Source organism: Microvirga sp. P4_G7, from assembly GCF_056401005.1.
Genome location: NZ_JBFUKD010000041.1, coordinates 1 through 12,087, shown reverse-complemented (window position 1 = coordinate 12,087; position 12,087 = coordinate 1). Strand labels below are relative to the sequence as shown.

The following is a 12,087-nucleotide window of genomic DNA, read 5'->3' as shown; positions in this document are numbered from 1 at the left end:
GTGAAGTCGACATACGCGGCGATCTCAAGACGCTGCCGCCGGCGAAAGTGATGTGTTTCTACGGCATCGAGGAGAAAGAGAACAACGAGACCGCCTGTATCTTGCCGGAGCTCGACGGCGTCACGCGCCTCGAACGGCAGGGTGGCCATCACCTCGATGGGAATTATGAAGCGATCGCCAAAGCGATTCTGGATCGTGTACACACCCCGAAATAGGATCTCCATCTCAGATGGCCGGCGGACTATGATCGTGGGTGACAAGGTAGGAATTAGATAATGCTCGATCTGTGGCTCGACCTGCCGGTCTGGGGCGTCTTTGCGGTGCTGGCGTTCGTGCTCTCGCTGACGGCGTTCCTCATCAACAGAGCCTGCTTCGGTAAAAGCTCACACCAGCGAGCCCTGCCCTTCACGGGGGTCGTCGCGCCCTTCTTCGGCTCGGTTGCGATTCTGTTCTCCCTCCTCACCGGTTTCCTTGCCAACGAAGTCTGGGAGCGCAATCGCCAAGCTCATCGCATCGTTGTCGCCGAACGCGACAATCTTCTCGCGTTGCATGCCATCAGCATCGCTACCGTCGCCGACATGGAGCCGATCCGCGAAACGGCAAGGCGCTATGCGCGCGTTCTGATCGATGACGAATGGCCGCGCATGCTGGACCAGGAGAGCTCACCTGCCGCGGAGGCGGCACTGCTGACCCTGTTGGCGCAAGTCTCGAACCCAGCGGTCGGCGTTGCGGTCGGCGACGCCGCACAAGGGGCGTTGTTCGATACCGTGCTTGCGCTACGCAAGGCCCGCTCGGACCGTCTTGCCCTGAGTGGCGATCGGACGGACCGGACCAAATGGGCCGCCGTTTTCCTTCTCGCGATCATGACCCAGATCGCCATCGCCGTCGTCCACTTGGAGCGTCCGAGGGCGCAGGTGGCTGCTTTGTCGATATTTTCCCTCTCGGTCGTGATCGCGCTCGGCCTCGTCGCCATCCGGGAGAGCCCCTTCGACGGCGCGTTGCGGTATTCCGCCGACCCGATCGCGGATGCGCTTRCCACCATCTCGGCCCCATCCAAGCCCTAGGCCTCGCGTCCCCGGACGCTTGAGCCTTGAGCTTGCCGGCGAGACCTTGCACAATCCCGCCTCCTCGGCCCATGCTCGCGCTTGATGCCGAATCCCTCCTGCTTGAGACCGAATTCCGTGATGCACGCTCTTTTCGTTGGCCAGACCTATATCGACGTGACCTTCCTGGCGGATGAGATTCCGACCGGTGACGAAAAGACCGTCGCCCGGGACTATGCCATCTCGTTTGGTGGAAACGCCGTCACGGCAGCCTTTGCCTGCGCCAAGCTGGGCATCGTCCCGGATCTCCTGACCTCGATCGCCGATGATTGGCTCGGCCGCATGTTCATCGACATGGCGGCCAAGTACGGCATTTCGGTCCATCATCGGAAGGTAAAGGAATCCTCCCTCTCGTTCATCATGCCCCACGGCGGCAAGCGTGCCATCGTCCGCTGCCGCGACGACCACTACCTGCATCCGGTGCCGCCTCTCAATATGACGGGTTGCAAGGCGCTTCATCTCGACGGTCACCAGGCCGATGCCGCGATGCATTACGCCAAGACCTGCAGGGAGAACGGTATTCTCACCTCGCTCGACGGCGGCGGCCTGCGCTCGAACACGCACGAATTGCTCGAATTCATCGATGTCGCGATCGTCGCCGAGCGTCTGTGCGAGCAGATGGATCTGACCCCAGGCGAAATGCTGAAATACCTCAAGAGCCGCGGCTGCAAGGTCGGCGGCGTCACATTGGGCGAGCGCGGATTGGTCTGGTATGACGAGACCGGCGCTGAAGGCATTCTTCCTGCACTTGCCGTGCCCCAAGAGGCTGTCGTCGACACCAACGGCGCCGGCGACATCTTTCACGGCGCCTACGTCTATTCGGCTATGGCCCGGCCGGACTTGCCCTGGCGCGAGCATTTCATTTTCGCCCGCGCGGCCTCTGCCCATGCCATCCAGCGGCTCGGAAATGAAGCCAGTCTGCCGACACTGGATGACATCGTCGAAACGCAAGCGCAATTCGGAGAGCGTCGTTTGGCGGCCTGAACCGATCGGCAGACGACGCGGCAATATCCCATGTCACGCGACAAGCTATTCATTCTGAAACCTGATTTCGAAGATCCGGCTTATCCGGGCCGGCGCTTCTATTGCTGGCACTGCGCGCTGATGGAAGGCGTTCTCGCCTCTTTCCCCGCCCTTGCGAAGCGCCTGGATGTCGAGCGCGTGGCGTGGCCGCGCCCTCGCTCGGCAGTGATCGCGGTCGTCGGCGAAGACAACCAATCCTTGCCGCTGCTCGTTCTCGGCGACGACGAATCGGGCGCGCTCAACACCCGATCGCTCAACGGGACGCGCTTCATCGACGACAAGGACGAGATCCTGCGTGCGCTGAGCCTGCGGCACGGATTTCCCGAGCCGCATCCGTAAGCCGCCCTCACGGCAAGAACGGCGGCGTCGCACGCCGCCGTCGGCTTTCCAGCCTTATGCCGCTCGCTTCTGATAGTCCTTCACGTCCGAGAACGTGATCCCCTTCGCGCGGTCCATCTCATATTGAAGGTTGAACGTATTGGCCGCCATGAAAACCGGCGCGTCGTCGAGATCGCGCGCCATTGACGACAAATGGCTGTCGATGAACTTGTCGAGCTCGATCCGGTCTGGTGCCGTGATCCAGCGGCAGATGGTGAAGCGGGTCTGCTCATAGTCGATCGGCAGACCGTATTCCGCGAGCAGCCGCTCCTTCAGCACGTCGAGCTGCAACGCACCGACGACGCCGACGATGGCGCCCGAGCCGTCCTGTGGAATGAACAGCTGAACGACACCTTCCTCCGCCATCTGCTGGAGCGCTTCGCGCAGCTTCTTCGCCTTCATGGCGTCCTGCAGCTTGATGCGGCGCAGGATTTCAGGTGCGAAACTCGGGACGCCGCGGAACACGATGTCCTCGCCTTCGGTCAGTGTGTCGCCGATGCGCAACGTTCCGTGGTTGGGAAGGCCGACGACGTCGCCGGCCCATGCCTCGTCCGCGATCGCACGATCCTGCGCAAAGAAGAATTGCGGCGCATTGAGGCTCATGGGCTTTCCGGTGCGCACGAGTTTCGCCTTCATGCCGCGCGCGAGCTTGCCCGAGCAAATGCGCATGAAAGCGATGCGGTCGCGATGGTTCGGATCCATGTTCGCTTGGATCTTGAACACGAACCCCGTCATCTTGGGCTCGCCCGCTTCCACCAGACGCTTGTCGGCGTCTTGCCCGCGTGGCGGCGGCGCGTAGGCGGCCATGGCGTCGATGAGATCGCGAACGCCGAAATTGCGTAAGGCGCTGCCGAAGAAGACCGGCGTCAGATGGCCCTCCCGGAAGGAGGCCAGATCGAAAGGTTTGCAGGCTTCCTTGGCGAGTTCGACTTCTTCGCGCCACGCCGCGACTTCGTGCGCGGGGAGCAGCGTATCGATCAACGGATCGGTTGGCCCGGAGACCTTCTGCGGCTCGTCGTCTGTGTCGATCCGGCGCACCATGTCGCGCCGCAGATCGTACGTGCCGGCGAAACTGCGGCCCTGCCCGATCGGCCATGTGACCGGTGTCGTATCGAGCGCGAGCGTCTTCTCGATCTCGTCCAGGAGATCGAACGGATTGCGCGCYTCGCGRTCCATCTTGTTGACGAAGGTSAYGATCGGGATRTCGCGCAWGCGRCAGACYTCGAACAGCTTGCGTGTGCGCGCCTCGATGCCCTTGGCGGCGTCGATGACCATGATGGCGGAATCGACCGCCGTCAGCGTGCGATAGGTATCTTCGGAGAAGTCCTCGTGGCCGGGCGTGTCGAGAAGATTGAAAACACAGTCGCCGTATTCGAACGTCATGACCGACGTCACGACGGAGATGCCGCGCTCCTTCTCGATGCCCATCCAATCGGAGCGAGTCGAGACGCGGTTCTTCTTCGCTTTCACCTCGCCCGCGAGCTGGATGGCGCCACCGAACAGGAGCAGCTTCTCAGTCAGCGTGGTCTTGCCCGCATCCGGGTGGGAGATGATCGCAAAGGTACGGCGGCGGCTCACGGGAGCCGGAAGATCGGTCATGGAATCCAAGGTCTTCTTGCAAGGGGCTTTTTGCTGGAGGTTATTTGCGGAGATCTAAATCGTTGAACTTTCGAAGGACGTGGGGCGGGGGCAGAACGCCGCAGCACTGCCCTCTTTACCTTATCTGGCCCCACACACCATATTGGTCATTCCCGTAAACAACCAAAAGGAGGTGGTCCAGTGTCTCATTGTCACTGTCGTCGCCTCGCCGTGGGCATCCGCTAGGTCACTGATTTAGCCTTGGCTCTGCGGAAGCGCCCATCGGCGTACCGTACGGCGAGATAATGTCGGAACACGCCGGGAATCCTCGATTTCCGGCGTGTTTCAATAATGGGCACCCTCGTGTTGCCTTGCTGGCGTTGCTGTCCTGGAGCTCAGGTCCCTGCCGTCCGCAATGTCGGAGCGCGGAACACCCGCGCAGCCCCAATCGACAATCCGATAAAGAGAATCAAAGTGGCTCCCTGCGCCAGCACGAACGGCAGTTCCGAGCCTGTTGGAGCGAGGCTCTTGAGTGCGGGGATCTTCAGGAAGGCCTGCACCACCCCAACAAACACCAGCAGATAGACGCTGATGACCATCCCGACGGCGTAAATCCACCGCCACGCGCCGCTATAGTGGAATCCATAACCGGCCAAGAGGACGGCCGCCAACACGATCAGGGCCACGATTCCGGTGACGTGGGAGGGCAGGATTCCCGTGAATGGAAAGGCGAAACCGGTAACGCTTGTCGCAATGGCGGTGACGAGAAAGAGAGAGGTCCAGCCGCGGCGATACCGGCCGGCGAAGACGTCAGCCACGACGAAGAGGCCGGCCAATATGGCGACGAGGCTGAGCGCCGTGTGGACGAAGGTGAGGGTAGCTAAGCTGACGATCATGGGGAGGTCTCCGGTTCGGGGGTGTCGCGTTCGGGATCGTCCTCCTTGCGGGAGCACAGGCTCCCCGTTCCTCCATAATTGATTGTTCTCACGCCATTTCGAGGAAACAATGTTGCTTCGCCTCCTCCTCGGGGTCGTGTCGGTGCGTATCCTTCAAAGTCGCGACAGCGTGACGATACGCCGGCCGTTCGCCGTTGCAAGGAGCTTATTCCTCAAGCCCGTTTCTCACCTTTGCCGATCAAGCGCTAGGCGCCCAGGAGCTTGCCTTGGCGCCGCACCTTCGTGCCGGCGACCTTCGCCACGCGCTGCCCCGCGATGGCGAAGCGGGTGAGGATGCGGGCAAACATCATCCCCTCCGATTCCGTGACGACGGGGCTGGTCTCGCCAGTTGCCGGATCGATGATTTCAGCGATCAGGTCGCCCTCCTTCACCCGCTGACCGGGTTCGACATGGAAGACCACGATTCCGGATGTGGGCGCCGCGACCGGTTCGAGCGCGGCCAGCGGGGTCGCTGCGCAGGAGGCCATCGGAATGACGGGAACTTCACCCGCCACTGCGCCTCGGAGGATCAGAAAATCGATGATGGCGGCCGCGTCGGCGCCGGCCATCCCGTGATTCACATCGGATTCGCCCCGAAATTCGACGGTCGTCGAATGGCAGGCGAAGGGTATCGGACGGTCGGGGAAGCGATCGGCCAGTTCGGCCCAGGGACGGCTGCAGGCCTCATCGAACGGATCGTCACCCGATTCCTCCGCGAGCAGAATGGCCTGGGTCCCGAGCAGCGCGCAAAGCGGTGCGAACGCTTCGGCCGAGCGCGTATGCGTATAGAGATGCATCACCGCTTCGGAATCGCAGTGGAGATCGAGGACGATGTCCGCGTCGATGGCGAGACCGAGAAGCGTTTTCTTCAGATGCTCCGCCGGAGTTCCGGTATGTCTCTGCGCGAGTTCGGCGCGCAATTCCTCCCGGATCGCGCGCACATTGGCGTCGCCGTCATCGGTCAACCGTGCTTCGACACGCTTCGCCACCTGAGGGACGAGATACGGATAGCCACGGTTGAAATTGACGCCGTTGGAGAAGTCGAACCGCCCGACCGGCGTTCCGAGCATCCTCTGCGCAAGACCGATGGGATTGGCCGCGGGAACGAGAATGATCTCGCCTTTGATCTTGCCGTCAGCCTCCAGCGCCTTCAGGCGTTCGCGCACATGATGTGCCGCGATCATGCCGGGAATTTCGTCGGCATGGAGCGCCCCTTGAATGTAGACCCGCGGATGAGCCCCCGGTTGCCCGAAGCGATGGACCGTCAGGACGAGATTGGCTCCGGGAGCCAGAGGGGCAAGCGCGATTTGTTCTGTTTTCATGGCCAATTGAAGGGAAGTTGCCGACGCGAAGAGTTGCCGCCCGCATATCAGCGACCCCACGCGTTGAAAAGGCTCAGCCCGCTTGCCAGCTCTGCGCGTGGTAGATGAAGCGGTCGGGGCTCGTCACCAGAGCGGCAAGGCCTTGAAGGGCCGGTTCCGGATTGACGATGACGAAGGCCGGAACTGTGCGGGCCCAATCGGCATGTGGGGCCTTGCGGTCGAAAGCGGCGCGAAATCCGCCTTGCTGAAGGATGTCGACCATGCGCGGGGCGATGCCGCCGGCGATGAAGACACCACCGCTTGCCTCGAACGTCAGGGCCAGATCACCGGCAAAACGCCCGAGCCAGCGCCCGAAGAATTCGAGCGTTTCGACAGCGAGGGGGTCGCCTTCTCGGGCGCCGCTCAGAATGTCGTTCGGAACCTTGAACGTAAAATCGGTTCCGCGATGGGCTGCAAGGGCACGGGACAAGCGAAACAGGCCAGGCCCAGAGAGAACGCATTCGGCCGTCACCCGGCCACCGACCCGCTCCAGATGCGGCCAGAGGGCCATCTCGGCGTCGTCTGCCGGCCCAAACTCGACGTGACCGGCCTCCGTGGCCAGGATGGCGTAGCGGTCCTGAACGGGCATGAGGGCCGCGGCCCCAAACCCTGTGCCGGGACCCAATACCAGCCGAGCGCCGGCCCCAGCCGGCGCTTCGCTCCCGATGGGGGCAAGATCCCCGTTAGCCGTCTGGAGGACCGTCACAGAGGCGGCTACGGGCGTATAGTCGTTGACGAGGACCACCCGGTCGAGATCGAGCGCAGTGCCGATCGCCTTCGCATCGATGGTCCAATGAGCATTGGTCAGCCGGATAACCGGCTGATCGACCCGCGTCGCCACCGCGATGATGGCCGAACGCGGCTTGGCACCGGCATAGCCCTTCAGGGCCGCGCGGATGGCCTGGACGGGATCCGGCGCCTCGGCCGTGAGGGTGCGCGGCAGAAAGTGGATGGGCTCGCCGGGAGCCGACAGCACGGCAAACCGGGCGTTGGTGCCGCCTATATCGCCGAGCAGAACAGGAAACGCGAACATCAAAACCCTATGCACCTTTCTGCTCTCGTTTCACCGCGACCGGGCCGACTTCCGGCACGTCCCACCGGGGCGGGCGTGGCTCAGAAGGCGTCCTCCCAACTGCGACTCAGGCGTACGGCAGAATTGATGAGACCGACCATGGAATAGGTCTGCGGGAAATTGCCCCATAATTCCCCGGTCGTGAAGTCCGCATCCTCAGAAAACAGGCCAAAAGAGTTGCGAAGGGCGAGAACCCGCTCGAAAAGGTCGCGAGCTTCCTCCTTGCGGCCGATGGCGTTGAGCGCGTCGACGTACCAGAAGGCGCAAATCATGAACGCCGTATGCATCAGCCCGAAATCGTCCTCGACGTCGTAACGCAGGAACAGGTCGCCTCGGCGCAAGGTGCTGCCGATGGCTTCGACGGTCGCGATGAAGCGCGGATCCTCCGGCTGGACGAAATTGAGCTCCGCGAGAAGAAGCAGCGTCGCATCGAGGTCCTCGCCGTCGAAGCTCGAGACGAAAGTACCCTTGCGCGGATTGTAGGCCCGCCCGTCGATGACGGCGTGCATGCGATCCGCCTGCGCGCGCCAATAGCTGGCGCGATCCTCCCGCTTCAGGACCTTGCCGATTCGCGCCAGCCGATCGCAGGCCGCCCAGCACATCACACTGGGGAAGGTGTGGACGGAAGCCTTGGTGCGCAGCTCCCAAGGCCCCGCATCCGGCTGATCGAACACCTCGACCGCGCGCTGTCCCAATTTTTCCAGGTGCTCGAACAACGCCGCGTTACCCGTGCGGATCAGCCGCCGATCGAAGAAAGCATGCGTCGATGCGAGAACGATGCTGCCATAGGCGTCGTTCTGAATCTGCGTATAGGCGGCGTTGCCGACGCGAACCGGTCCCATGCCGCGATAGCCTGCCAGCGCCTCTGCCTCATATTCCTCGAGCGCCATCGACCGCGTGACGCTGAACAACGGCGGCATGTCCTTCTGTTCGGGAATGGCCTCCATGTCGTCCACGATGTTGGCGATGTAGCTGAGGTATTCCTCCATCGTGCGTGTCGTGCCGAGCCGGTTGAGGGCTTGGATGACGAAATAGGCGTCGCGGAGCCAGCAATAGCGGTAGTCCCAGTTGCGACGCGTGTCGGGCGCTTCGGGGATCGACGTCGTCAACGCTGCGACGATGGCGCCCGTCTCTTCGTAATTACAGAGTTTGAGCGTGATCGCCGCACGGATCACCGCCTCTTGCCAATCGAACGGAATCGAAAGCGAGCGGACCCAGTCGAGCCAGAAATCAACGGTCTTGTCGAGGAACTCGCGGGCTGTGGCGTCGGCCTCCGCACGCAGCGGCTCGTCTTCGCCGAAGAAGAACGACAGCGGCTTGTCGACGACGAAAGGTCGCTCTGCAAAGACGTAGGAAATCGATGCATTGGTCGTCAGGCGCAACGAGCGATTGGGGGCGACGAACCGGAGATGGTTGCTGCCGCGCGTCATGGTCGGCTGCTGCGAACCCCATTCGAAATGCGGCTTGAGCCGCACCCTGATGCGCGGGCGCCCTTTCACCGGCCGCACGCGGCGGATCAGCATGGGCGGTCGAAACATGCGGTCGAAATTCTTGAAGCGCGGCACGAAGTCGGTGATTTCGAGAACGTTTCCGTGCGAATCCGTCAGGGTCGAAACCAGCACCGCGGTGTTCTCGAGATAGGCCTGCTCGCACGTTTGCATGCCGACCATGTCGATCGCGAACACGCCGCGCTGATCGCCTTCGCTCTGGGCGGGCGGGCTGTCGAGAAGCGCCGAGAATACCGGATCGCCATCGAAGCGCGGGAAGCAACTCCAGACGATCTGCGCCCGTCGGTCGACGAGGGCCGAGATCATGCAATTTCCGATAACGGCGAGGTCGAGCGAAGTCATAGGCTAGTGGTTCTCCATGCGTGGAAGCGATCCTTCCGCGGCCCATACCGAAAGGTAGCGCCGCAGATCGGCGGGTGATCCCAATCGGTGATGTGCGATCGTCTCGCCCCCGCCGATGCGAACCGATAGACCGCCGTGTGTGTTCACGGTTTCAAAGCCCTTTTCATCCGTGAGATCGTCACCGACGAAGATTGGAGTCCGGCCGCGGTAAGGCTCCTCGCGCAGAAACGCTTCGATGACCTTGCCCTTGCCGGCGGCGGCCGGAAGGATTTCGGCAACCGCCTTGCCGTGCTGGACCCTGTATTCCGGTCCCAGCGCCTCAACCGCTGCGGCAGCGGTTGCAAGTGCGAAATCTCGCTCCTGCGGCGCGAGACGCCAATGGATGGCGACGGAGCAGCCCTTGTCCTCGATGAGAATGCCGGCTTTCGGCGCGACCACATCGCGCAATCCGGGGACGATGGCCCGCAGGCGCGGATGGTCTTCCGGCTGACACAGGAAAACGTCGTCACCGATGCGATATTCGAGCCCGTGCAAACCCGCGGTGTCGAATTGGGCCGGCGCGAACTTGTCGTCGAGGAATGCGATCGGCCGCCCGCTGATGATGGCCAGAGCGCCCTCCAGACGCTGCTGTAGGCGCGTGAGAACAGGCGACAGGCTGCGATCGACGAGCACTGCATCCGGCCGCTCGACGATGTCGACGAGTGTGCCGTCGAAATCAAGGAACAGGGCCCATCGAGCTTGTGGGCCGGGCGCGCCGCTCGTGTGCATTGCTGCGTCACGCATTGACCGACCTGCGCCTCCGTCCGGCCTTGATGAGTCGTCTGATGCGTTGACGCTTGCGAAGCCTCGAGGCTGCGAGCAGCATCTGCCCGGCCCACCGATACACGTTGCGCTCACGCACCTGGTCCCGCATCAATCGCATGCGCTCCCGCTGTTCGGTATGCGTCATGCGCAGCGCCCGATCGATGGCTTCGCCCATGGCATGAGCGTTGTAGGGATTGACGATGAGCGCCTCGGACAATTCGCGCGAAGCGCCCGCGAAGGCCGACAGAATAAGTACGCCCTCCTCGTCGTCGCGTGCGGCCACGAACTCCTTTGCGACGAGGTTCATGCCGTCGTGGAGACTCGAGACGATGCAGATGTCCGCCGCGCGAAACAACTCGAAAACCTGATCGGGCTGGTGATGACGGATCAACAGCTTGATCGGCTCGTAATCGTCGAAGCCGTGACGTTCGTTGATATCGCGCGCCAGCGCCTCGGCCTCCTCCTGCAGCAAGCGGTAATTCGCAAGCTTGCTGCGCGTCGGCGCGGCGACTTGGACGAATGTGAAGCGACCTCTCCACTCGGGATGCTCGGTCAGCATCGTGTCGATGGCCTGCATCCGATCGACGATGCCCTTCGTGTAATCGAAGCGCTCGATACCGACCCCGATGCGGATATCCGCCGGCAGACCGAGCCGTTCGCGAACGGCGATCCGTGCTTCCGGCACCGGCAACTGACCTTGGAGAGCGGTCGGCGGCCATTCGATGGAGATCGGGTAGGGCCGGATCATCGTTTCCTCGCCGCCGAACGTGATCGAGTCGCGTTCGCGGTCGATCCGGCTCTCGACGAAGGTATCCACCGCATCGATGAAATGGTTGCAATGCGCCTGCGTGTGGAAGCCGAGGATGGAAGATCCTAGCAGCCCGTCGATGATCTCTTCGCGCCACGGACAGATGCCGAAGGTCTCGGAATTCGGCCAGGGTATGTGCCAGAACGTCACGATGGTGGCGCGCGGCAATCGATCTCGGATCATGCGCGGCAGGAGTGCGAAATGATAATCCTGCACGAGGACGATAGGATCCTCGCGCTTGGCTTCGGCGACGACCGCATCGGCGAATTTCTCATTCACCGCGCGATACATGCGCCAATCGGCTTCGCGGAAAGTCGGACGGACGAAGGCGATGTGGCACAACGGCCAGAGGCCCTCGTTGGCGGCGCCATAATAGTAGCCGTCCTGTTCTTCTTCCGTGAGCCATACGCGGCGCAACGTGTAGGACGGATTGCTGGGCGGCACCGCCACGCGGTTGTTCGCATCGACGGTTTCGCGATCCGCGGTTCCGCTGCCATGGGCGATCCACGTACCGCCGCAGGCTCGCGTGACGGGTTCGAGCGCGGCGACGAGCCCGCTCGCAGGAATCTGCAGCGAAACGCCGCCGTCTTCGGTCTTGTTGTGAATGTAGGGCTCGCGGTTGGATACGACGATGACTTCCGAACCCGACAGCTCGTTCGACAACGCCGCTCGCAGCGTCTCAGGGCTCCAGTCCGTATGCGCTGCATCGATCGTACGGCGAGACGATTCCAGCTCCTGCAGGACATCGCGGATCTCCTGGCCGAGCGGAATCAGATCGTCATCGCCAGGCGATGTCGCGGTCCCGGCGCGGGCGCTCTCGATCGCTTGACGGATCGAAGCGAGCCAGCGGCGCATCACCAGCGCCGCGATGATCGACGCCAGCGCCGCGGCGCCGAAAGCCACGCCCATCAGAGCGAGGAACAGATAGTTCCGCGCCTCCCAGCCACGCTTGTCGGCGTAGCTCAGATCGTGCAGCACGACGAGGTGCCCGATCTGTCCGCTGATGCGCAACGGAAACGCGCTCACGAGCACGTTGCGATTTTCTTCGAGGATCGTCGAGAATGTCTCCACATTCGACCGCGCCGCCTGCTCGCAGGAGAACGCCGGCGGCACGTTCTTCGTCGGGTAGCGAAGGTTACCCTGAGCGTCGCAATATCCGATGGCGAGAACACGCT

At 62.7% G+C, this 12,087-nt stretch carries 11 protein-coding genes; 4 read left to right on the top strand and 7 right to left on the bottom strand.

Translation table 11 applies throughout. From position 1 onward, the window contains the following. The 4 genes from AC1DT3_RS04205 to AC1DT3_RS04190 all read left to right on the top strand — a co-directional run. Positions 1–215, top strand: a 215-nt coding sequence (locus AC1DT3_RS04205; protein WP_477463993.1) for an AcvB/VirJ family lysyl-phosphatidylglycerol hydrolase, incomplete at its 5' end; no start/stop codon positions are given. Positions 216–275: 60 nt separating this feature from the next. Then, complete coding sequence (locus tag AC1DT3_RS04200; protein WP_477463992.1) at positions 276–1,064, top strand: bestrophin-like domain; 789 nt, start codon at positions 276–278, stop codon at positions 1,062–1,064. A 120-nt stretch (positions 1,065–1,184) separates the two neighbouring features. After that, positions 1,185–2,087, top strand: a complete 903-nt coding sequence (locus tag AC1DT3_RS04195) for a sugar kinase (protein WP_477463991.1) — start codon at positions 1,185–1,187, stop codon at positions 2,085–2,087. A gap of 30 nt (positions 2,088–2,117) precedes the next feature. After that, the gene (locus tag AC1DT3_RS04190) at positions 2,118–2,465 is read left to right on the top strand and encodes a DUF3088 domain-containing protein (protein ID WP_477463990.1); all 348 of its coding nucleotides are present in this window, start codon (positions 2,118–2,120) and stop codon (positions 2,463–2,465) included. A 54-nt stretch (positions 2,466–2,519) separates the two neighbouring features. On the opposite strand, the gene AC1DT3_RS04185 is transcribed toward AC1DT3_RS04190, so the two are convergent. From AC1DT3_RS04185 to AC1DT3_RS04155, 7 genes are all read right to left on the bottom strand, one after another. Next, positions 2,520–4,103, bottom strand: a complete 1,584-nt coding sequence (locus tag AC1DT3_RS04185) for a peptide chain release factor 3 (RefSeq protein WP_477463989.1) — start codon at positions 4,101–4,103, stop codon at positions 2,520–2,522. 374 nt (positions 4,104–4,477) lie between these two features. After that, positions 4,478–4,978: a hypothetical protein gene (locus AC1DT3_RS04180; protein ID WP_477463988.1), complete on the bottom strand. Its 501-nt coding sequence runs from the start codon at positions 4,976–4,978 to the stop codon at positions 4,478–4,480. A gap of 245 nt (positions 4,979–5,223) precedes the next feature. Further along, positions 5,224–6,339 (bottom strand): succinylglutamate desuccinylase/aspartoacylase family protein, encoded by a 1,116-nt coding sequence (locus AC1DT3_RS04175; RefSeq protein ID WP_477463987.1) that lies wholly within the window; start codon positions 6,337–6,339, stop codon positions 5,224–5,226. Between the two features lie 73 nt (positions 6,340–6,412). Continuing rightward, complete coding sequence (locus AC1DT3_RS04170; protein ID WP_477463986.1) at positions 6,413–7,354, bottom strand: glucokinase; 942 nt, start codon at positions 7,352–7,354, stop codon at positions 6,413–6,415. 137 nt (positions 7,355–7,491) lie between these two features. After that, a complete protein-coding gene (locus AC1DT3_RS04165; protein ID WP_477463985.1) occupies positions 7,492–9,300 on the bottom strand; it encodes a glycoside hydrolase family 15 protein in 1,809 nt (602 codons plus the stop codon). A gap of 3 nt (positions 9,301–9,303) precedes the next feature. Beyond that, a complete protein-coding gene (otsB, locus tag AC1DT3_RS04160) occupies positions 9,304–10,083 on the bottom strand; it encodes a trehalose-phosphatase (protein WP_477463984.1) in 780 nt (259 codons plus the stop codon). Further along, a partial coding sequence (locus AC1DT3_RS04155) for an alpha,alpha-trehalose-phosphate synthase (UDP-forming) (RefSeq protein ID WP_477463983.1) occupies positions 10,076–12,087 on the bottom strand: 2,012 nt, incomplete at its 5' end. The genes otsB and AC1DT3_RS04155, both read right to left, overlap by 8 nt.

Coding starts and splice junctions, on each gene's coding strand:
- AC1DT3_RS04190 (WP_477463990.1), top strand. CDS start 2,118: ATGTCACGCGACAAGCTATTCATTCTGAAACCTGATTTCGAAGATCCG.
- otsB (WP_477463984.1), bottom strand. CDS start 10,083: ATGCGTGACGCAGCAATGCACACGAGCGGCGCGCCCGGCCCACAAGCT.
- AC1DT3_RS04195 (WP_477463991.1), top strand. CDS start 1,185: ATGCACGCTCTTTTCGTTGGCCAGACCTATATCGACGTGACCTTCCTG.
- AC1DT3_RS04180 (WP_477463988.1), bottom strand. CDS start 4,978: ATGATCGTCAGCTTAGCTACCCTCACCTTCGTCCACACGGCGCTCAGC.
- AC1DT3_RS04175 (WP_477463987.1), bottom strand. CDS start 6,339: ATGAAAACAGAACAAATCGCGCTTGCCCCTCTGGCTCCCGGAGCCAAT.
- AC1DT3_RS04165 (WP_477463985.1), bottom strand. CDS start 9,300: ATGACTTCGCTCGACCTCGCCGTTATCGGAAATTGCATGATCTCGGCC.